25 protein-coding genes are annotated in these 17,866 nt (G+C 66.1%); 15 read left to right on the forward strand and 10 right to left on the reverse strand.

Annotated features, from left to right (window positions below):
- The coding region (locus BXU09_RS19330) for a hypothetical protein (RefSeq protein WP_144012438.1) at positions 1 to 275 on the reverse strand (275 nt) is incomplete at its 3' end.
- Positions 276 to 1,179: 904 nt separating this feature from the next.
- On the opposite strand from BXU09_RS19330, the gene BXU09_RS19345 reads away from it, so the two are divergent.
- The 3 genes from BXU09_RS19345 to BXU09_RS19355 all read left to right on the forward strand — a co-directional run bounded on the left by BXU09_RS19345 (position 1,180) and on the right by BXU09_RS19355 (position 2,523).
- Positions 1,180 to 1,749, forward strand: a complete 570-nt coding sequence (locus BXU09_RS19345) for a hypothetical protein (RefSeq protein WP_144012439.1) — start codon at positions 1,180 to 1,182, stop codon at positions 1,747 to 1,749.
- A complete protein-coding gene (locus BXU09_RS19350) occupies positions 1,746 to 2,024 on the forward strand; it encodes a hypothetical protein (RefSeq protein ID WP_144012440.1) in 279 nt (92 codons plus the stop codon). Before BXU09_RS19345 ends, BXU09_RS19350 begins: the two co-directional genes overlap by 4 nt.
- Before the next feature lie 304 nt (positions 2,025 to 2,328).
- Positions 2,329 to 2,523, forward strand: coding sequence for a hypothetical protein (locus tag BXU09_RS19355; RefSeq protein ID WP_078305945.1), 195 nt, complete (start codon positions 2,329 to 2,331; stop codon positions 2,521 to 2,523).
- A 52-nt stretch (positions 2,524 to 2,575) separates the two neighbouring features.
- Here BXU09_RS19355 and BXU09_RS19360 read toward each other — a convergent pair whose 3' ends face one another.
- The gene (locus tag BXU09_RS19360) at positions 2,576 to 3,097 is read right to left on the reverse strand and encodes a hypothetical protein (protein ID WP_078305946.1); all 522 of its coding nucleotides are present in this window, start codon (positions 3,095 to 3,097) and stop codon (positions 2,576 to 2,578) included.
- A 196-nt stretch (positions 3,098 to 3,293) separates the two neighbouring features.
- Between BXU09_RS19360 and BXU09_RS19365 the strand changes: the two genes are divergently transcribed.
- On the forward strand, positions 3,294 to 3,614 hold the full coding sequence (locus BXU09_RS19365; protein ID WP_168174695.1) for a helix-turn-helix transcriptional regulator: 321 nt from the start codon (positions 3,294 to 3,296) through the stop codon (positions 3,612 to 3,614).
- A gap of 11 nt (positions 3,615 to 3,625) precedes the next feature.
- Here the strand turns inward: BXU09_RS19365 and BXU09_RS19370 are convergent, their stop codons facing one another.
- The 4 genes from BXU09_RS19370 to BXU09_RS19385 all read right to left on the reverse strand — a co-directional run bounded on the left by BXU09_RS19370 (position 3,626) and on the right by BXU09_RS19385 (position 8,296).
- The gene (locus BXU09_RS19370; RefSeq protein WP_144012442.1) at positions 3,626 to 4,309 is read right to left on the reverse strand and encodes a hypothetical protein; all 684 of its coding nucleotides are present in this window, start codon (positions 4,307 to 4,309) and stop codon (positions 3,626 to 3,628) included.
- A gap of 832 nt (positions 4,310 to 5,141) precedes the next feature.
- A complete protein-coding gene (locus BXU09_RS19375) occupies positions 5,142 to 5,921 on the reverse strand; it encodes an AIM24 family protein (protein WP_078306016.1) in 780 nt (259 codons plus the stop codon).
- A gap of 87 nt (positions 5,922 to 6,008) precedes the next feature.
- The gene (locus tag BXU09_RS19380) at positions 6,009 to 6,980 is read right to left on the reverse strand and encodes a site-specific integrase (protein WP_078305949.1); all 972 of its coding nucleotides are present in this window, start codon (positions 6,978 to 6,980) and stop codon (positions 6,009 to 6,011) included.
- Positions 6,981 to 7,240: 260 nt separating this feature from the next.
- Positions 7,241 to 8,296: a hypothetical protein gene (locus tag BXU09_RS19385; protein ID WP_078305950.1), complete on the reverse strand. Its 1,056-nt coding sequence runs from the start codon at positions 8,294 to 8,296 to the stop codon at positions 7,241 to 7,243.
- Positions 8,297 to 8,456: 160 nt separating this feature from the next.
- Here BXU09_RS19385 and BXU09_RS19390 point away from each other — a divergent pair, with 160 nt between their 5' ends.
- Genes BXU09_RS19390 through BXU09_RS19410 form a run of 5 tightly spaced genes read left to right on the forward strand, consistent with a single transcriptional unit; the run spans position 8,457 to position 10,005 of the window.
- Positions 8,457 to 8,867: a hypothetical protein gene (locus BXU09_RS19390; protein WP_078305951.1), complete on the forward strand. Its 411-nt coding sequence runs from the start codon at positions 8,457 to 8,459 to the stop codon at positions 8,865 to 8,867.
- Positions 8,864 to 9,085, forward strand: coding sequence for a hypothetical protein (locus tag BXU09_RS19395; RefSeq protein ID WP_078305952.1), 222 nt, complete (start codon positions 8,864 to 8,866; stop codon positions 9,083 to 9,085). Before BXU09_RS19390 ends, BXU09_RS19395 begins: the two co-directional genes overlap by 4 nt.
- Positions 9,082 to 9,456 carry a hypothetical protein gene (locus tag BXU09_RS19400; RefSeq protein WP_078305953.1) on the forward strand — a complete coding sequence of 125 codons (375 nt, stop codon included), beginning with the start codon at positions 9,082 to 9,084 and terminating at the stop codon, positions 9,454 to 9,456. Before BXU09_RS19395 ends, BXU09_RS19400 begins: the two co-directional genes overlap by 4 nt.
- Positions 9,453 to 9,638 (forward strand): hypothetical protein, encoded by a 186-nt coding sequence (locus tag BXU09_RS19405; protein ID WP_078305954.1) that lies wholly within the window; start codon positions 9,453 to 9,455, stop codon positions 9,636 to 9,638. Before BXU09_RS19400 ends, BXU09_RS19405 begins: the two co-directional genes overlap by 4 nt.
- On the forward strand, positions 9,625 to 10,005 hold the full coding sequence (locus tag BXU09_RS19410) for a hypothetical protein (protein ID WP_078305955.1): 381 nt from the start codon (positions 9,625 to 9,627) through the stop codon (positions 10,003 to 10,005). The genes BXU09_RS19405 and BXU09_RS19410 overlap by 14 nt, the downstream gene beginning before the upstream one ends.
- A 30-nt stretch (positions 10,006 to 10,035) precedes the next feature.
- Here the strand turns inward: BXU09_RS19410 and BXU09_RS19415 are convergent, their stop codons facing one another.
- Positions 10,036 to 10,464: a helix-turn-helix domain-containing protein gene (locus BXU09_RS19415; RefSeq protein ID WP_168174696.1), complete on the reverse strand. Its 429-nt coding sequence runs from the start codon at positions 10,462 to 10,464 to the stop codon at positions 10,036 to 10,038.
- Between the two features lie 41 nt (positions 10,465 to 10,505).
- Positions 10,506 to 10,790: a type II toxin-antitoxin system HigB family toxin gene (locus tag BXU09_RS19420; RefSeq protein ID WP_168174697.1), complete on the reverse strand. Its 285-nt coding sequence runs from the start codon at positions 10,788 to 10,790 to the stop codon at positions 10,506 to 10,508.
- 314 nt (positions 10,791 to 11,104) lie between these two features.
- Between BXU09_RS19420 and BXU09_RS19425 the strand changes: the two genes are divergently transcribed.
- The 5 genes from BXU09_RS19425 to BXU09_RS19445 all read left to right on the forward strand — a co-directional run bounded on the left by BXU09_RS19425 (position 11,105) and on the right by BXU09_RS19445 (position 15,859).
- Positions 11,105 to 11,881 carry a phage antirepressor KilAC domain-containing protein gene (locus BXU09_RS19425; protein WP_078305958.1) on the forward strand — a complete coding sequence of 259 codons (777 nt, stop codon included), beginning with the start codon at positions 11,105 to 11,107 and terminating at the stop codon, positions 11,879 to 11,881.
- The gene (locus BXU09_RS19430; protein ID WP_078305959.1) at positions 11,878 to 12,375 is read left to right on the forward strand and encodes a hypothetical protein; all 498 of its coding nucleotides are present in this window, start codon (positions 11,878 to 11,880) and stop codon (positions 12,373 to 12,375) included. The genes BXU09_RS19425 and BXU09_RS19430 overlap by 4 nt, the downstream gene beginning before the upstream one ends.
- Before the next feature lie 387 nt (positions 12,376 to 12,762).
- Positions 12,763 to 14,205 carry a hypothetical protein gene (locus BXU09_RS19435; RefSeq protein ID WP_078305960.1) on the forward strand — a complete coding sequence of 481 codons (1,443 nt, stop codon included), beginning with the start codon at positions 12,763 to 12,765 and terminating at the stop codon, positions 14,203 to 14,205.
- Complete coding sequence (locus tag BXU09_RS19440) at positions 14,205 to 14,414, forward strand: hypothetical protein (RefSeq protein ID WP_078305961.1); 210 nt, start codon at positions 14,205 to 14,207, stop codon at positions 14,412 to 14,414. The genes BXU09_RS19435 and BXU09_RS19440 overlap by 1 nt, the downstream gene beginning before the upstream one ends.
- Positions 14,415 to 14,653: 239 nt before the next feature.
- Positions 14,654 to 15,859 carry an ATP-binding protein gene (locus BXU09_RS19445; RefSeq protein ID WP_078306017.1) on the forward strand — a complete coding sequence of 402 codons (1,206 nt, stop codon included), beginning with the start codon at positions 14,654 to 14,656 and terminating at the stop codon, positions 15,857 to 15,859.
- Positions 15,860 to 15,868: 9 nt separating this feature from the next.
- On the opposite strand, the gene BXU09_RS19450 is transcribed toward BXU09_RS19445, so the two are convergent.
- On the reverse strand, positions 15,869 to 16,306 hold the full coding sequence (locus BXU09_RS19450; protein ID WP_078305962.1) for a response regulator: 438 nt from the start codon (positions 16,304 to 16,306) through the stop codon (positions 15,869 to 15,871).
- 407 nt (positions 16,307 to 16,713) lie between these two features.
- On the opposite strand from BXU09_RS19450, the gene BXU09_RS19455 reads away from it, so the two are divergent.
- Complete coding sequence (locus BXU09_RS19455; RefSeq protein WP_078305963.1) at positions 16,714 to 17,121, forward strand: hypothetical protein; 408 nt, start codon at positions 16,714 to 16,716, stop codon at positions 17,119 to 17,121.
- 62 nt (positions 17,122 to 17,183) lie between these two features.
- Here the strand turns inward: BXU09_RS19455 and BXU09_RS19460 are convergent, their stop codons facing one another.
- The gene (locus BXU09_RS19460) at positions 17,184 to 17,666 is read right to left on the reverse strand and encodes a peroxiredoxin (protein ID WP_078305964.1); all 483 of its coding nucleotides are present in this window, start codon (positions 17,664 to 17,666) and stop codon (positions 17,184 to 17,186) included.
- Positions 17,667 to 17,866 lie beyond the last annotated feature (200 nt).

Raw genomic sequence — 17,866 nt, forward strand, 5'->3', positions numbered from 1 at the left:
CAGTGCGTGCCAGTGCGGCGGCGCGCCTGGATCACACGGTACTGAACGCGCTGGCCCGTGGCGCGGCAGGTGATCGTCACGGTGAAGATCAGCGTGTTGGCCATGTTGCTGAACTCCGTGTGGAACCACTCCAAGCTGTACGGCTGGCCGTCGAGTTCGACGATGTGGTCAGGCTTCAGAATGTTGAACGGCACGCCGTGCAGGCGGGCGTCTTCGGCGGCGCGGCCGAGCTGGATGCGGAACTGGGTATTGCTTTCGAGAGCCGTTACCTTCATTCTGGTCTCCGTCCCCCCTTCCCTGGATTTGCTGTCGCGGCATTCTGGCGGGGGATCGCCTTTTTCTTGAGGCGTCTTTAGTGTAGCAAGTTGCAACACTGTTTGCAAACAATGTAGTGTCTTGGCATGCTAAATCTAGGGTTGGCCTCAAGATCGGTCGGAAGTGACGTTGGTGTGGCATGTGCGGCAGCGCCAGGCGCAAGGCCACTCGACAATGAAACGCACATGACCGCCGCTCTGCTGTACGACCCCAGAGCGTTCGATCTGTTCCTGAACGAAGAGTTGAACCTCCAACCCCACGTCATTGGCGCCCTCCCTGAAACCCCCATGGTCAGGTGCGTCGTGCGCAATTGCGATTCGCTCAGGGGAATCCTGGAGAGTTCGGCGAATTGGCGCGCGAGGTGGCCAGCCTGGACGCGCCTCTGTCGCGCGGCGTCCATCTGAGCCTGATGGTCGCTCTGCGAGACCACACTTACGTTCTGGGAGTCAACCCTGAACCTCAGGGGTTCATGCCCGTGGATCTAGAAGACAGTTGCCTGTCGCACGCGGCCCTGGGAATGAGCGCCGCTCAACTTGGTCATCACCGCCTAGCTCTGGAGCATCTGCGCACCGCCCGGACGCTGGCGCGCGCCGTGGGTCTGCACAACCGGTGGCAGCAGCTGGAGGTCGAATGGCATAGGGTCCGCAACCTGGTGGGGGAAGCGAATCCACAGGAGATCGAGCTTCTTCTGCTCCAGAGCATGCCGAATCGCCGACGCGCTTTCGGGCAACGGATCCACGCGCTGTCCCTGATGAGCCTGGGGCGTTACAACGCTGCTCTGTCAGCCCTGGGACACCTGGTGAGGACTCGCCGCACGACGCGGGGCTCCGGGAATGGTTGCACGCTCAGTGCATACTGCCGCCGATGCGCCTGCCGGATGATCCGATTTTCCTTCCAGGTGATCCCTGGCTGCGTCTGGCCAGGACGCTGCGAAGCCTGATGAACGACAGGAAGCCAGTGATTGACGTTGAAGGAATCACTTACGAGCCGCAGGCGACTTACGCGCGCCTGCTGTCTGCGGCGTCCCTGATGCGACCAGACGAAATGGCGCAGGGGAAAGCCCGCAAGAACCTGAAGAAGACGCCCGAGGAGACGGTTGCGCTGATTACCCTGGGTGAGACGGCCCCGGACCGGCCAGACCAGGCGGTGGTGTGGGCCCTACTGAGAATCAGCGCGCAGGTGCGGGTGCGTCCGGATGCGAGCCTGCTGGACTGCGTAAAGATGCTGGAGCAAGCCTTGCCGCGCCTGGGCGGTAGCGTGGAGATTCTGAACATCCTGAAGTGCTCCGGTCCGGAGCAGTACGCGACGCTACTGATGAGCCCGTTGGCGGTCTGGCGGACTGCTCAGGGCTGGCGTCCCAGCCGTTCTTACTGGGCCGACTGGTGGTGCGCGGGACGGAGGAGATGCGGCTCATGGGGCGCAGCGGCACCATGATGGTCCTGGAGGCCGCAGACTGCCCGGAGCGGTCCGACCTGTGGCGGTCGGAGAAGAAGCGGTTGCGCGAGGTTCTGGTGGGATTCGGTGGGGACCGGGTGGTAAATATGGGCATCCTGCTGCGCACTTATGGCCTAATTGCCCGAGCAGCTCAGCGACTTGATGATGAAGATCGAGCTGCCGCCTGGGCCGACGCTGCCCGCCGAGCTGAGAACATGATGAGCGATGAAGTGCAATGTGCGCTTTCAATGCAGCGGCCCCGGTACTTAACCTGAAGACGTGAAAAAACTTGCCCTGTCCGTTGCGTTGATCCTGACTCTCGCCGCTCCTGCGTTCGCCGGCAAGACCGCTACTACGACGCCGCCCCCCGCAAACGCGCAGATGGATCCCTGTCCCTGGTGCTGACAAACTGAACGTCGGCAAGAAACGCCCTCTGAGAGGGCGTTTCTTGATTGGTATATGCAGTGCCCGGTCTTGAGCATTTCTGATAACACCTTAACGGGCTGTTTTGTTACGCAGTTGGTACGCATCGGATTTCCGAATCATCTAGCATCGGAAGCGCCCTGAGGTGAGCCCTACATGACCTATATCCTGCCTGCCCCCTTGACTCCCGAAGAGGCCGACGTGCTTAGCGTTCAGCACGCCTTTCGCCGTACTCCGCTGCCTGACGGAATGATCAAAGTGTCCTTCGATTCCGAGGCAGCCATGTACGCCTGCGCTGCCCAGTTGCGGGACCAGCGGGTCGCAGCTGTAACAGTCTCACCGCAGCGCTGAAGCTCAGGAGCGGGGGCCGTCACATCGAGTGATGGCCCCCGCTCCTGTTGTCTCAGACGTCGATACTGACAAGACCGCCAATATGCTTGCCGGCAATGTGTTCCAGCATGGACGGCGTCGTTGAGTAGTAGCGGCCATCTGGGAGCAATACGATCTGGATCGGCCGGTCGTTGTCGCCTGGGAGAACATGCAGAGTGATGCCAGCAGGCAGGGAGGCTTCGCCCTTCAACGGGTGGTCTTTCAAGTGCACCGGGATGGTCTCTCTGGTGGTTTGCCCCTCACCAAAGGGCGGTGGTCGGAAGGTGCGCCAGTTAGACCAGGCGCTTTCCGGAATCCCAAGGAGTTCGCGGGCGTCAGTATCGTAGACACCCAGGGTCTGGATGATCAGGCTGGCTTCCGTTTGGTCGAGGTCCGCAAGGTCCACCTCGCCACGGAAGATGCGGTGCACGTAGGTGCGGTCCCGCTGGATGCTGGCAGCGAAGGCGGCAACGGGAATCTTGTTCTGATCCAGGAAGTACGACAGTGCGTGACCACGTGCCTGGGCCGTGTTTTTTGCGACGGGTGGTGGGGTCACACTGCGTGTTCGATATCTGGTCATGGCTGCCTCGCTCGCAACATTGTATGCAAACAGTGTTACGTTATCGGCCAGTGTGACGGTTGGCGTCTATAACGTCAAATAGGCAATAAAGAGGGAAAGGGGAGAGAGTCTAGTGATGCAAAGCGCATCACTAACCCATGCATTTAGTGTTGCGTCCTGCCACACTAAATGCATGGATAGCCGCAAGACCTACCGCCCGCACGGCCAACGGCTGACGGAACTGCGTGAGGCCAACGGACTGAAACCTAAAGACCTCGCCGCTCGCGTCAGCCTGGACGTACGCACCATCAACGACTACGAGGATGGAGAGAGCACCGACCGCTTTCAGTACAACCAGCTGCGCGCGATCGCGGACTTCTTCAGCGTTCCAATGGAATATCTCGTCGAAGAGGTAGCCGAGGACGCCATCAGTCAGCCCGTCCAGCGCGCCACTCATTGCCGAAAAGGCAAGAAGTCCTCGCGGGCCAGTCATCCGGCTGCTATGGGGATTTAGGGCATGCGCGGCTACAAGCCCCCGATCATCAGTGTGGCGAGCACACCAGCCGTCTCCGTGCACTTCATGCCCAGCCCGGCTCCTTCCGATTGGGCAATGAGCAGTTCCTCCATGATGTCGGTGATTTCCAGCTCGCGGCCGGATTCTTCGCGCACCAGCGTCTGCAAGTTAACGACCACATCCGCCGGCAATGTTGTCTCAGTCGGGCAGCTGGCTTCCAGGCGTGCGTACTGCTCAGCGATTTCCGTGTCGTCTGGAGAGCGGCCGGCGATGATGGCGAGGTTCTGCGCCCCGGTGCGGGTTTCCTGCGTGCTCGTCGGTTCGGCGGGCAGCGGGGTAACCGGTTCAGGTTCAGGTGTGGGTTCAGGTGCGGGCGCGGTGGCCTGCGGGGCGGGTTCCTGCGCTTGCGGGGCCGGATCGACGGGGGCAGGCTCCTCGGCGACTGGCGCGGCGGCTGGTTCAGGTGTGGGTTCCGCCTGGGTGGGTTCGGCGGTGCGGGCATTTAGCGCGGCCCGCTCGTCCGGCGTCAGCGTCTGGTCCCAGGCCAGTGCGCCCGCAGTGAACACGACCGGCGCGGCGACGAGCGTGAGCACGGCCCGCCGTACGGACTGGCGGTTACGCCTGGCCCGCACGAACTGCGCGGCTCCCCACACCAAGAGGGCTATCGAGACCAGCGCGATCAGCAGGGGAAGCATGCCCCATCAAAGCACCCGGCGAGGCCGCGTGATGCCTCACCTGCGGCCGTAGCCCGCCGCACAGCAACTGTTTCATCCCATGGGCGATACCCCGGACCGCCCCCGACGACCAGGGTCCATTCCTCCACAGTTGCAGCCGAGTTCGCCCGGCGAGCCGCATGACAACGAAGCGAGATCGATCGCAGCTGCCAGTCCGCCCCTCAGTCGGGGACGGGACCGGACCCCCGTGGTACCGGAACGGCGCGTGACGGAAACCTCCCCCTTGAGTCGCGGGGGCGCAGGTCCGTGCAGGCTACGGCCACCCGCGCAGCTGCGCGAGCAACACCAACGACCCGAAGACCGACCGGCGGAAAGTTCCTGCAACCGGAAGTGACGCGGCGCGCCCTGACTCCCCAGGCGCGAGACAGCAGGGGAGACGGTAGACCCAGGCGCCGAGATGGCCAGGGTTGAGGCCACCCGCGCGGCCGAGAGCAGGAACGCGCGGGCGTGAACGGCACGATCCCGGACAAACACTCACACCATCAGCGTCGCCAGGACGGGGCGCTGCGTGGGGAGGTCGCTCAGTTGGCAGAGCGCCCCGGCCCGAGGCTGGGGAGACGCAGGTTCGATTCCTGCCCGCCCCCTAACCAATTCACTTCCACTGCCACACATTCATCCCGACCTTGGCTCAGGCGCAGATTCATTGCCTGCCGCCGGGCTGCAGGAGGTATCCTTGCTCGCTCTGAATTCGACCTTGATAACCGCGCAGGAAGCCGCGCGTATACCCCGCCGTCCTCTACTCAGCCGTGCATGGCGGGATATACGCATCATTGTCCACGCCCCAGGTGCGGGGTCAGGCGAGGCTGTTGGGGGCGACGTGGGTGGGAGTCAGGAACACCTGACCGGGGCCTTCGAGGGTGTACACGAAGCCTTCGCCGCTGCGGACCGAGTTGCGCAGGCCGCGCACCAGTGGCCCGAGCCGGGGGTTCATGGTCGCGGTGTACATCAGCATCATGTCCCCGTCGACCGTCACGGTGTCCCCGGCCGGCACGTCCAGCATCTCGATCTCATGGACGCTCACGGGCGACTCGATGACCAGCAGGCCGCGCCCGTCCAGGCGGGGCTGCATCAGACCGTTCCCGCTGACGGCGCCCTGCACCTTGGCGTGCTGATGGGTACTCAGGCGCAGGGTGCCCTGCGCGGCGTAGTAGGCCTTGTCGTCGACGAGCATGCTGTCGCCGCTTTCCATGTTGGCGAAGACGAAGTGCCGGTGGGTGGGTTCCGTCCAGACTTCGCCGGTGCCGGTGACGCGGGTGCCGTAGGCGGACTCGCCGGTTCCGGCGCTGCGGACGGCGCGCCCGAGGAAGCCGCCGCTCTGCCCAGCCTGCTGCTGGATGACTTCGAACTTCAGGTTGCCGTGCGCGTAGGAGAGGATGCCGGGTTCGAGGACCACGCTGTCGTTCCGGAGGGTGAACTTGATCTGGCGCTGGCCGGTGTCGGTGTAGATCTCCCGGAAGGTCGGGACGGTGCCGGGGGCGCCCTGCACGAGCTGGGACGTTACCTTGCAGATCGCGTACAGTTCGGCGGTCAGGCCCCCGTTGCTTTCTTCGCTCAGTTGAATGCGGTAACTCATGACGTTCACGGTAGCAGTGCGTGCGTTGACCTGTCCGTGCAGGTGAGCGGTCTCAAAATCCACTTCCACAGGAGGTCTGACAGACGTCTACCAGTCGCGGTTCAGCGCTTTCTCACCTTCGCGGGCGTAGTTGACGTACGTTTCGCTGGTGGTGATGCTGGCGTGCCGCAGGTGGTCGCGGACGGAGAGGACGTCCCTGGTTTCCTTGTAGACGCGGGTGCCGGCGGTGTGGCGCAGGCCGTGGACCTGCCGGTCGTCGTAGCGGACGCCGGCGCGTTCGCACAGGCGTTGCAGGCGTTCGGAGATGGCCTTGCGGTTGCGGACGGTGATCACGTACGTCCGGTAGGTGGGCGTCATGCGGATCCAGTGCTCGAGGGCGGCCTCGGCGCGGCGGGAGAGCGGCACCTCCTGACGTTTCTGGCGTTTGCCGGTCACGACCAGGTACGGGCGGTCCCCGCCCAGGTGCACGTCCGCGCGCAGCAGCGTGGTCATCTCGGTGACGCGCAGGCCGCAGTCCGCGCCGAGCAGGACCAGCACACGGTCTTCCTCGTCCGCGTGCTCGAGGAGGGTCACGACGTCCCGGTCGGTGTACGGTTTGCGTTTCTCCCAGGCAGGCACGGGATCGCCGGCGGTGCGGACGTCCGTGAAGGGGGCGGCGTCGGTCGCGCCGCTCCAGCGCAGTGCGGCGAACACGGCGCGGGCGGCGGCCAGTCGGCCCCGGACGGTGCTGGGGGCCAGGCCGGACGCTTCGAGGTGCCGGACGTACCGGTAACCGTCGTTCGGTTTCGGGCGGATGAAACTCATCCCGGCCGGAGCGGCCCAGGCGAGCAGGAAGCGCAGGCCCGCTCCGTACGATTCGAGGGTCTGGGCGCTGACGCGGGCGCCGCGGCTGCCGCGCAGGACCAGGAACGCCTCGGTGATGGCCCACAGGCCGGCCGGGTCGAGGTCACGCGCGGCGCGCAGGGCGTCCTTGCGCAGGGCGTCCGGTTCGAGTTGCGCGACCCGGTCCGCGCGGGCCTGCAGTTCGAGGTTGTACGCCATCAGTTCCAGGCCGCTCATGGGCACAGGATACAGAGGACCGGGAAGCCAGAGCCCTGGCCTGAGCGCCGGGGCAGGGAGCGGGGTGAAGGACAGCAGGGTTGGAACGGAGGGGGTCTCCCCCATCCGGGAGTGATCAGGGAAGTCCACGGAACGTCTGTTCTGTTTCTTCTTATTAAGACGGGTCTCATCTTTCAATGGAGGTATGTGCTGTGAATCAATTCACGAGTTTACGGGTGGGGGAGACCCTCTCTCCCTCTCTGCCTGAGCTGTGGCATCCGTCAGATGATCGCCCGGCTAAACCCCAGTCCAAACCGTTCCCGGATCCGGTCCGCGAATCGCTCCGAGAACCCATGCACGACCGGGATGCTCAGCACAACCCCTTCCCCCCTCGGATCCAGCAGCTCGCGCGTCAATTCCGGGTCCTCCAGCAGCTCGTCGATCACGCGGGGCGTCATCCCGCCCGCCAGGATGGCCGCCGCCCGGTCCTCCACCGACACCCGCCCCGCGAGGTCCAGGTACGCCTCGTCACTCAACGCGGAGCGGCTGCCCAGCAGACTCCGCATCAGCGGCTGCTCATCCCGCTCGGTCGCCCACCTGTACAGCCGGTGATGCAGTTCCTCGTTGATCTTCACTTCCCGGACACACGCCACCGCCTCCCGCAGGGTCGGGCGGGCCGTCAGGGCTGCCCACTGCCGCTCCGTCACACCCGGCAGCGCGACCCACCAGTGCGCCAGCATCCGCAAATCGCTGGAGGAGATTTCGTCCAGCGCCGGGTTCACTTCCAGTCCCTGCGCCAGCAGGTCGAACAGCGCCACCTGCCGGTACTCGGCCGGCACCCGCTGCATGACCCTCCTCATCGCCTCGTGCCCCGTCGGCTCCAGTGTCCATGGGAACGGCCAGCCGATCGGGAACGCCGGCCCCGGACAGACCAGCCGGTCATCCAGCAGCCAGCGGAGATCTGCCGAAGACCCTCGCTCAGCCAGAAGAATCAGCCCCGGAAAGTCAACGCCCCCTATGCCCAGGCTGGGCTTGAACAGCCCTTCCGGCAGTTCGGCCAGAAGACTCTCTGGTAAGTCCATGAACCCCGTGCTCGTGGACAGCCTGCGAAACCCTTCCGGCACCTCCGCACTGTGCGGCTCCATACTTCGCCGCTCCGCAAGTTCGCTGACAACCTGCTCCAAGCACGCCTGCTGCCGCTCCGGGAGATCCGGAGCGCCGTCCCAGTTAAGGGTGGGCTGCCACTGCTTATGCATGGGATGAGGCGGATCGTGCTTGCGAAGCGCCGCGATCAGGGCCGGCGTGAGATCCGTCCGCCTCCAGATCCGCTCGAGCATCCCTGGGTGCCCCCCGCGATCAGCCGCAGCAGTCCCTGTTCCTTCCGTTCATCCATCGTGCCCGCCACCATACGCCCCGCCCCCCTGGGAGCGGGGCGCATCTGCACACCCCGCTTCCGGCTCCTGCCGGAAGCGGCACCTCTCTATAAGGAGCGCCCTCATGCCTGACGATTCCCGCCCCTGGGCCTGCGCCTGGGACATGGACGGCCCCTGGTCCGGTCCGTTCCCCACCCGCGACGCCGCCACCCGGTACGCCCTCGACCACCCACCGCTGGTCTGCGATCACCCGCGCGTGTTCCTGGCCCGCGCCGTCACGCCCGCCGCCAGTCTGTTCCTGGGCAGCGTGGACGCCCTGCTCCCCGAAGCCGCGAGCGCCGCCGCCTCCCTGCACGGCGCGGCCGCGAGCGGGTGGCTGGCGAATGTGCCGGGAGATCAACTCGACGACCTGCAGGTGCAGCTCGATCAGGTGTTCGACGCCTGGGCCGCCCGGCACGGATACCAGCCCACCTTCTTCCGGGTGGAGGACGTCACCGGGCACCGCCTGACCGAGTTCATCGCGGAGCACGCGTGAACGCCCTGACCCTGGTGGGCCTGGCCGTCCTGTCGGTCGGCGTGCTGCTGGGCGGTCTGCTGCTCGGCGCGGTGTGCGTGCGCGTCCTGCACGCCGGTCGGCGCGGGCCGTTCGCTGACCACGCCGTCCCGCTGATCCTGCCGACCTTCAGCGCCCTGATCGTCCTCGCCGGGTGGCACGGTCTACGCGCTGTCAGCGGCGCCCTGGTGGGACCATGACCCGCCAGGAGCAGACCGTCCGCGTGGACCTCGACAGCCTCACCCACAAGCACAACCGGCTCGGGGAACCGTTCACGGAACTGACGCTGATCCTCCCGAGTGGCACGGACCTGCGCCTCCTGCACCGCGCCGCCCGCATCCAGAAGGCCGGGAAGGGCGGCACCGTCACCGCGCAGCTGCACGTCACGGACGAGGCGGGCGAGAGGCGCACCTTCAACCTGTTCTTCGTCAAGAGCACCACCAGGGACTTCCGGTTCGGGGCGGTCATGCGCCTGGACGGCTTCAACCCGCACCACAACCTGGAGCACTTCCTGGCCGGGTCCGTCCTGCGGGAAAGCGCGGACGCGTTCACGTCCTGCTGGAAACCATGAACGCCAACCCGATCCTCGCGGCCGCCGAAACGCTGAAGGACGGCCTCCAGAAGATGGTCGACGACAGCGGCGATCTGGAGAGCGTCACCCTCAGCAGCGGCGGCCAGAGCGTCACCCTCACCTCCGCCCGCGACCGCGCGCCGCGGCAACAGCGCCCCCTGGAGACCCATGACCACCACTGAACCCACCACCGAGGACCTCGGCTACACCCTGCTCGGCTGCGTCAGTCTCGTCCTGAACCACGTCACGGACGGCAACCGCCTCGGGCAGGACCTCGCACCCGTCCTCACGGCCGCGCGGCTCCGGCGGGTGCGCGACGATCTCGAAGTCGCTACTCTGATCGGCTCGGCCCTCGACGTGCCCCGCGAGGACGCCGAGCTGATCCTGCTGGCGCTGGTCGGCACGCAACGCCTCCTCGAGGACGGCGGGCGGATCAAGGGACCGCCGGACCTACAGGACGCCGTGAGCCTGCCGCAGGTCCGCTTAGCGGTTCGGCACGTCATGGACGTCCTGGACCGCCCGCCCCATCTTGTCGTTCAGCAGGCCTGATCCACCCGATTCCAGCAACGCTGCAGCCCGTCAGCCGATGAAGACAGCAGGGGGCACTTTGAAGATCTCGCTCAGCTGCTTGATCAGGTCCGCCGTGAACACCTTATGGCCGCTGACGAGCCGGCTGACGTTGCTCTGGTGCAGCTGCATCCGCTGCGCGAGTTCGTGCTGCCGGACGCCCTGCTGATCCATCAGGAAGCCCAGCATCACGTGCGGCGGAGTCGGTTCCGTGGGGAAGTGTTCCGTCTCGTACGCCTGGATCTTCTCGATCAGACCCGCGTAGATGGGCGCCAGCGGGTGGTGCAGATCCCCGGCCACCAGGCGGCCCAGGTACGCCTGCGCTTCAAGGGCGCGGTCGAGCTGGTCATCGTCACGGATAGGTGAAAGCCATTCGCGGGCGGCGGCAGGCAGTTGCGTGAGTGCGGCGGCGGCGTGTTCAAGCGTGTGGTTGTGTTCCATGGTCGTTCTCACCTCTGCTGTGGGAAAAGGCTGCGCGGTGGTCATGGAGTCCACCGGTCGTACTGGCTGTGACGCATGAACGCCTTGACGCGGAACATCTTGAAGGTGAAGTCCACGGTCGTGATCAGCCGGAAGTGATTGCCCTTGATGTTGAACACGATGTACTCGGGACCGACCCAGCTGGCGGCCGTGAATACGGTCTGGACCTCTGCGAAAGAGCTGAAGTCTGTTTTGCAGGCAAGGTCGTACCAGGCGAGCAGGGCCTCACGGGCTTCCGGGAATTCCTCGGCGTACTGGAGCAGGGTTCGCTTGGCGAGGACATTCACGTCCCCACAGTATAATGCGCAATCCGCATAATGCAAATTTCGCATAAGATTTTGCCCTACGTCGGTGGGTCCCACGCCATAAACGGACTCCACCGACTGGCCTCGCGATACCCGCGCGCACAAGCCCGTCCAGCACGTCCTGGACCGCCCGCCCCACCTTAGTCGTTCAGCAGGCCTGATCCACCCGCCCTGGCCACCGCGTCAGGGCCGCACGGGGAACGCCAGGGCATACCTGGCGGCCCTCACCACCGACCGAGGCGCGCACGGTCAGAGATGCGCGGCCACACCTCCACCCCATTCGGCGAGGTTCCTTCATGAACGACACCCTTCAGACCTTCAAGTTCGGTCTGTTCGACCTGCGCGTGCACTTGATCGACCAGCAGCCCTGGTTCCTGCTGGGAGACGTCTGCCGCGCCCTGAGCCTCAGCAACCCGAGCATGGTGGCGCAGCGACTCCAGCCGCATCAACGGTCTAAGCTCAGCTTAGGTCGTCAGGGCGACGCCATCATCATCAACGAAAGCGCCCTGTACCGCATCGTGATGCGCAGCGACTCCCCGCACGCCGAGCCCTTCCAGGTGTGGGTGACGGAGGAGGTGCTGCCCTCCATCCGGCAGACCGGCGCGTACACTCTGCCGGCGGCGCAGGAGATCGACCCGCTGACCTTCGCGGAGCGGTACGTGGAGGCCGAGCGGGCCCGCCGCGCCCTGGCGGAAGAGAACGCAGCGCTGGCTCCGCAGGCCCAGCAGTTCCAGACGCTGATGTCGGCGGACGGCACGTACAGCATGGACGCGGCCGCAAAGATCCTCGGATCCGGGGAGAAGCGACTGTTCACGGTCCTGCGCGACCGGCAGATCCTGATGGACCGCCACCGCAGCGGCGTGGAGAACCTCAACATTCCCTACCAGCAGTACCTGGACCGGGGGTATTTCGTGGTGAAGACGAACGCGGCACCGGACGGGAAGCACCTGTCGCGCACGACCCGCGTCACGCCGAAGGGCTTGGCGTGGCTGGACCGGCAGATGCGCGCTCAGCGCCTCCTGCCGCCGCCCCCGCCGACTGGGTCAGCGGCTCTGCCGGGTGTTGACGCGTGACCCTGTTCACCTCAGATGACCCCTTCCCTGCCCCGCAGCCGGTCACGCAGCTGGCGGTGACGCTCGCAGGCCTGTTCCGCGCGAGCCGATCCGACGGGAAGCAGCGGACGCACGTGCTGAGCAGGGGCCTGCAGGTGCGGATCGGGACGGCGGATGGGGACGTGATCTATCTGAGCCGGAAGGGCGGCGAGGCCAGCCCGGACGAGGCCAGAGCGGTCGCGGACGCCGCCGGGTGGGCCCTGTTCGACATGGAACTGAGCAGCTGGGGCGGCACGCGGTACCTGATCGTCCGGCCAGCCGAGCCGATCGATGAGGACCCGCCGCCCGTCCAGCCTGGCGCCCCGCCCGGCAGCAGTCCCGCCCAGCCGAACGAAGAGAGCGAGAAGACGCCCGACGAGCGGATCCGTGCGGCGCTGCTCGGGCCGGGCCCCTGGTGGACCCGACCTTCACGGGCGGCATGCGTCAGTCCCGTCTGGCAGCGCTCAGAGGCATGAAACGCGCCGATCTACGGGACGAGGAACGCTGGATTCGCAGGAACTGGCCAGTGCAGGCCGAGGACGCTCTCGCGGGCGGGACAGTTGCATGACATGAGCGGGGGATGCGCTACACTGCCAGCATCCCCGGCAGTCACCGAGCAACTGACTAAAAGGGAAACCCCCTCCGCGAGAGCCTGCCAGCTCGTAGTTCGCAGAAGGGATCACCATCAACACCGATTTGTGACCACGTATGTGGTGGCTTTCGCCTACCCGCAGGATACGCGCCCTGCGGGTTCCGGTCAACACAGACCGGACGGGTTCGCATACCCGATGTGCGCGCAGGAGCATCACCGTGACCAGCACCGACCTCCGCCACACCCACAGCACTGCACCGCAGGTCACGTCATGACCCAGCCGGGCGAACTGAAAATCGAAGAGGGCCGCGACGACCTCCCCTTCCAGATTCACTGGGAACTCGACGACGCCCCCCTGACCGTGGACGCCTTCCGGGTGTACGCCCACCTCGTCCGCTGCGCCGGGCGGGACGGCCTGGTGTTCCCCAGTTACCTGACGATCGGCGAGAAGTGCTTCCGGGCGTCCGTGGGCCCTCAGGCCAACCCCCGCAGCCTGCGCAACCGCGCCATGAAGGCCATGCGGGAACTCGTGGACACCGGCCTGGTCCTGAAGCAGGCCCGCACCAAGAAGGGCCGTGAGGAGAACGACTCGAACATCTACGTGCTTGCCCCCCGGCGTCAGTGGATTGAGGGCCTCCGGACAAAGCGGGCCGCACTGGAGGCGCAGACCCTGGTGATGAAAGCCTCCCGGAAGGGTGCCGAACAGGAGGGGGGTGGCATTCTGGAGATGCCACCTAGCATTCCCACGATGCCACCCCCTGGCATCCCAGCTATGCCACGTGGCATCCCAGCTATGCCCGAAGTTACTTCAACTGAAGTTCCTCAATCTTTTGAAGTTATTTCAAAAGAATCATCATCAGAGGAGGCCCCCGAGGACGCCCGCTCCATCCCGCTAGCGGATGATGATGACCTTTCGCCTGACGGCGGAACCCCTGAAGGGCTGCCTGAAGACACGGACGCCGAAGGGGGCGAGGACCTGCTCCTGGATCAACTGGTTGGGTCTGGCGTGGAAGGCGGGGAATCAGGCACAGCCGAAGGTGTTGAAGATGTTCCGCCGGCCGCCGCGCCCGCTGTGGAAAACTCTGTGGAGAACCCCGGCGCCCAGGGCTGGGCGATCCTGGCCCTGGAACCCATCCCGCTCGCGGACCTGCAGGCCCGCCCTGCCCGGGACCCGGAAGGCCTGAAAGTCCTGCGGGCCCTGATGCAGGCCAGCAGCGCCAAGCGCCTCGGGCACCTGCGTGAGCAGCTGGCCCTGCCTGGCACGCACCGGCACCTGCTGCCCCGCCTGACGGACGCCGAACTGGACCGCGCCGTGAAAGCCGCCTCGCACGATGCCGCGCGCATTCCCGGCGGCATGCCGAACGCCGGGTACTACGCCCTCGACCGCCTGCTCGGCAAGGCCTTCACGCCCGAGATGCTCTCCGGCCAGAAACCCCAGGCCCCCCAGCCCGCCCTGGGTCACGCGTACGACGTGAAGAACGAGGGGGCCCGCCCCGCCCCCGTTCAGGCGGACGCGCCGGTGGACGCGGCCATTGAGGCCGAGGGCGCCCTGGCGGCCGGGAAGATCTGGCGGCACAAGGCGAGCGGCACCCTGGTCCGCATCGAACGCATCGACGGCCCGACCGTCTACCTCGACAGCGGCGACAGCCTGAGCATCGCGAAGTTCAGCACCAGCCACGTCAAGCACACTGCCGCACGGCAGGCGGCCAGCTGATGCCTCACCGCAAGGCGTCCATCCCGAAGTACGTCGACGAGATCCCCGAGGCCCTCGCCACCCGCGACCAGCTGAAAGATCAGGGCCTGCAGCCCGGTTCGGATCGTCCGGTCGCCCTGGTCGAACTCAACACCCCGAACAGGCAGACCCTCACCGGGCTGTTCGAACGCGCCGCCGCCGTCCCCCTGGATCAGGCGAATTCAGCATGATGCCGCCCGCCTCCCCCACCCCGCACGCGGCCGTGATCACCGTGACCGGCTGGCCCAGCGTCCTCCCGGACGGCATCCGCATCCACGACCTGCCAGCCGGGGGCACCCTGGCGCTGGAGCAGACATTCCCGCTACCGGTTCGGCCACTTCGGAGTCACCCAGTCCACCGTGCTCATGGCAGGCTCTGTGCTGATCACGCTCACTGAACCGTCAGCCCCGCTGCTGCTAGGGTGGACCTGATGCCCAGCCACGGCACCCTCCCCAGCCGCTTCGCGATCGCTGCTTTCGATGCGCTGTCCGCCCACGTGGCCATCCTCGACAGCAACGGCACGGTCGCTGCCGTCAACCGTGCCTGGGCGAACTTCGCCCGGGAGAACGGCGGGAGCAGCGGCCTGGGAAGCAACTACCTCGACATCTGCGCCAGCGCGAACGGCCCGGATCAGGACGACGCCCTCACCATCATGGTGGGCATCCAGGACGTCCTCCGGGCAGACGCCGACGTGTTCGAAATGGAGTACCCCTGCCACTCCCCCACCGAACAGCGGCACTTCGTGGCGCGCGTCACGCGCTTCGAGCAGGACGGTCAGACGTACGCCGTGGTTGCCCACGAGAACATCACGCGCCGCAAACTCGCCGAGCTGGAGGTCCGCCTGCTGAACCAGACCCTCGAGGCCAGGGTGCAGCGCCGCACGCAAGAACTCGAAGCCAGCCGCCGGGAGTTGAGCCGGCAGAACCGTGAGCTCGCCGCGCGCAACGACGAGCTCAGCCAGTTCGCGTCCGTCGCCTCCCACGACCTGCAGGAGCCGCTGCGGACCCTCAGTCTGCACGCTGACATGCTCCAGGTCCGGTACCGGGGGCGTCAGCTGGATGAACGCGCCGACCGCTCGCTGAGTCACATCGTCGGTCAGGCCGCCCGCGCCCGCCGGCTCGTACAGGACATCCTCACCATGGCCGACATCACCGCGGCGCCCGTGACCGTTCAGCTGAACCTGAAAACCCTGCTGCCGCACATTCTGGAAACGCTGCGGTGGCCTGAAGACCGGCCGCTGCGCTGCGAGAACCTGCCCCTCGTGCAGGCCAACCCCGGCCAGGTGCGTCAACTGTTGACCAATCTGCTCGGGAACGCCCTGAAGTTCAGTGTCGGCCGGGAACTCAATGTCACCCTCTCAGGCACGCAGGAGGGTGATCAGGTGACGTTCGAAGTGGCGGACGGGGGTGTGGGGATCGCGGAGGAATACGCGGAGCAGGTGTTCGAGATGTTCCGCCGCCTTCAGAACCGCACGGAGTCCGGTGGGAACGGGATCGGGCTGGCGGTCTGCCGGAAAGTGGTGGAGCGGCATGGCGGCCGTATCTGGATCACCGGGAACGACCGGGGCGGGACGAGCGTTCACTTCACCCTGCCGGCCTGGACGCCAGACGCTGAACCCACGCCGAACTCTCCCTGACCGACAGTCTCAGCCGGTGAGCTGTTCGATGCGCGGGAGAACCACGGCGCCTTTCCAGTAGCCACTGATCCGGTCGATGAGGGCCTTGAGATCCTGGTAGGACGACGGTTTGACGGCGTAGCCGCTGGCGAAGTTGTGGTAGGAGCGCTGCACGTCCTGAACGCCGGCTGAGGTGGACAGGACGAGGACGGGGATGCTGCGGTGGGTGTCGTGTGCCTTGGCCTGCTGCAGGAACTCGTGGCCGTTCATGACCGGCATGTTGAGGTCGAGGATGATCAGGTCAGGGCGCACCGTTGCGGGACCGGCGAGGTAGTCGAGGGCTTCCCGTCCGTTGAGGACATGGTGAATATGGACGTCTGGGAAGGCTTCGAGGAAGATCTCGGTGAACAGTTCGGCGTCCGCGAATTCGTCGTCGACCAGAAGGAGATGGAAGGGGCGTTCGGGCATCCAAGGAGTGTAACGAAGAGATCTCGAAGGAAGATTTGCACGCTGAGCACGGATGTTCAGATTCGCTGAACGTCCGGCCGGCGTCGCGGAAGAGCTGGAGTGGAGGTGGCTGCAGGAGGCACGTGACGGACCAGAGAGCCCTTGAGGTGGATACGTGCGAGGTTGAGGTGTCCCCACACGAGGCCCCTTTGCGCAGCGCAGTCCTCCCCTGTCCAGTTCAACTCCCTTTCGCTGCAGATGGGCACCTGCCAGGCCGGACTTACACATCAATCTGACGCGTTGAGCATCCCTTAGCGGGAATTCCTGTTCCAACTCTGGCGCGCCCACCGACGGGCGCCTGCCCCGCCCATTCCCGAGTCCCGCCCTGGCCACCGCGCCGGCGCGGGGCTTCACGTTGGAGGTGTTCCATGCTCGACGACCTGTACGTCGTGGCCGACGACCGGCCGCCCGCCACCCTCCGGATCCTGATCGCGCACGCTGCCGAGGTGCGCCGCAGCAACCCATGGATCTATCCGATTCTCGAAGCCGTCCCGGACCTGGACTTCACGGCCCGCCGCCTGCTCGACGCGCTGGACGAGGACACCCGCGACCTGCACCAGGCGGCGCAGGCCTTCGCTCTGGCCTGCCTGCGGGCCGCGCGGCACCGCTGGCCCGGCAGTGAGAAGCAGGCCACGACCCGTGCCCGCGACCGGCTCGACGAGGTCCGCAAGGCCCGCAAGAATCAGCAGGCCCTTCATCACCTCCGCCGCAAAGTTACGCAGCGCCCCTTATCCCCACCCCCGCCTCTCATGCCCACCCTGCTGGAGACTCCATGAGCTACTTCCGAAGGTGTGAGCGGCGACTACGGCTCGCCTGCACGTGAGGCGTTCCTACCGATTCAGGTCAGCAGGTGCGTCGTCTCCTCCTGCAGTTCCCGAAGGGCCCCGAGGACCGACGGTGCGTCCTGGCCCGGATCCACCGCCTTCCAGTGACGGCGAATCACGCCGTCCGGGCCGATCAGGAACGTCTCCCGCCGCGGCCGCGGCACACTTTCTCCCGGCCACACCTCGTCCAGCAGGTCGAATTCACGACTGAGAGCCTGTGACTGATCGTTCAGCAGCGGGTAGTCCAACCGGCACAGATCCCGGAACTGCACCTGCTCCCGCCGCGGGTCACCGTTCACGCCGATCACCTCCGCGCCCAACTCACGGAAGGCCGACAGGTGAGCCTGGTACTGGCGTGCCTGCAACTGGCAGTGGGTGGTGGCGGTCTTCGGGAAGAAGTACAGAACCGTCCACCTTCCCTGGTTGAACTGGAACGTCTGACCGTCATCTCGGCGGGCTGTGAACGAAGGAACGTGATCACCGGTAGAAAAAGCCATGCCCCCAGTCTAGGAGGGCGCCCCTGTGAACAGCCTGAGTGTTGCGCCAACAGTGCCTTGAAGTGACGGTCGTGCGTTCGCAGGAGTCGTGACCCGCGAGTCCGCCCGACACGTTCACCCGGGACCGCACTGACGTCAGTGCGCGCCTCATAACCCACCGCCCCGCGACCGGGCCGCCCCCACCCCAGGAGGCGGCCCGC

Origin of the sequence: Deinococcus sp. LM3, from assembly GCF_002017875.1 — a bacterium.
In the GTDB taxonomy this organism is placed as follows: Bacteria; Deinococcota; Deinococci; order Deinococcales; family Deinococcaceae; genus Deinococcus.

What these genes read in the sequence shown, in the direction of transcription:
- BXU09_RS19350 (WP_144012440.1), top strand. Translation starts at nt 1,746, where the DNA reads ATGATGGTCCTGGAGGCCGCAGACTGCCCGGAGCGGTCCGACCTGTGG.
- BXU09_RS19390 (WP_078305951.1), top strand. Translation starts at nt 8,457, where the DNA reads ATGCCTGACGATTCCCGCCCCTGGGCCTGCGCCTGGGACATGGACGGC.
- BXU09_RS19375 (WP_078306016.1), bottom strand. Translation starts at nt 5,921, where the DNA reads ATGAGTTACCGCATTCAACTGAGCGAAGAAAGCAACGGGGGCCTGACC.
- BXU09_RS19415 (WP_168174696.1), bottom strand. Translation starts at nt 10,464, where the DNA reads ATGGAACACAACCACACGCTTGAACACGCCGCCGCCGCACTCACGCAA.
- BXU09_RS19460 (WP_078305964.1), bottom strand. Translation starts at nt 17,666, where the DNA reads ATGGCTTTTTCTACCGGTGATCACGTTCCTTCGTTCACAGCCCGCCGA.
- BXU09_RS19355 (WP_078305945.1), top strand. Translation starts at nt 2,329, where the DNA reads ATGACCTATATCCTGCCTGCCCCCTTGACTCCCGAAGAGGCCGACGTG.
- BXU09_RS19425 (WP_078305958.1), top strand. Translation starts at nt 11,105, where the DNA reads ATGAACGACACCCTTCAGACCTTCAAGTTCGGTCTGTTCGACCTGCGC.
- BXU09_RS19380 (WP_078305949.1), bottom strand. Translation starts at nt 6,980, where the DNA reads ATGAGCGGCCTGGAACTGATGGCGTACAACCTCGAACTGCAGGCCCGC.
- BXU09_RS19450 (WP_078305962.1), bottom strand. Translation starts at nt 16,306, where the DNA reads ATGCCCGAACGCCCCTTCCATCTCCTTCTGGTCGACGACGAATTCGCG.
- BXU09_RS19445 (WP_078306017.1), top strand. Translation starts at nt 14,654, where the DNA reads ATGCCCAGCCACGGCACCCTCCCCAGCCGCTTCGCGATCGCTGCTTTC.
- BXU09_RS19370 (WP_144012442.1), bottom strand. Translation starts at nt 4,309, where the DNA reads ATGCTTCCCCTGCTGATCGCGCTGGTCTCGATAGCCCTCTTGGTGTGG.
- BXU09_RS19410 (WP_078305955.1), top strand. Translation starts at nt 9,625, where the DNA reads ATGACCACCACTGAACCCACCACCGAGGACCTCGGCTACACCCTGCTC.
- BXU09_RS19455 (WP_078305963.1), top strand. Translation starts at nt 16,714, where the DNA reads ATGCTCGACGACCTGTACGTCGTGGCCGACGACCGGCCGCCCGCCACC.
- BXU09_RS19385 (WP_078305950.1), bottom strand. Translation starts at nt 8,296, where the DNA reads ATGCTCGAGCGGATCTGGAGGCGGACGGATCTCACGCCGGCCCTGATC.
- BXU09_RS19400 (WP_078305953.1), top strand. Translation starts at nt 9,082, where the DNA reads ATGACCCGCCAGGAGCAGACCGTCCGCGTGGACCTCGACAGCCTCACC.
- BXU09_RS19435 (WP_078305960.1), top strand. Translation starts at nt 12,763, where the DNA reads ATGACCCAGCCGGGCGAACTGAAAATCGAAGAGGGCCGCGACGACCTC.
- BXU09_RS19405 (WP_078305954.1), top strand. Translation starts at nt 9,453, where the DNA reads ATGAACGCCAACCCGATCCTCGCGGCCGCCGAAACGCTGAAGGACGGC.
- BXU09_RS19345 (WP_144012439.1), top strand. Translation starts at nt 1,180, where the DNA reads ATGCGCCTGCCGGATGATCCGATTTTCCTTCCAGGTGATCCCTGGCTG.
- BXU09_RS19365 (WP_168174695.1), top strand. Translation starts at nt 3,294, where the DNA reads ATGGATAGCCGCAAGACCTACCGCCCGCACGGCCAACGGCTGACGGAA.
- BXU09_RS19440 (WP_078305961.1), top strand. Translation starts at nt 14,205, where the DNA reads ATGCCTCACCGCAAGGCGTCCATCCCGAAGTACGTCGACGAGATCCCC.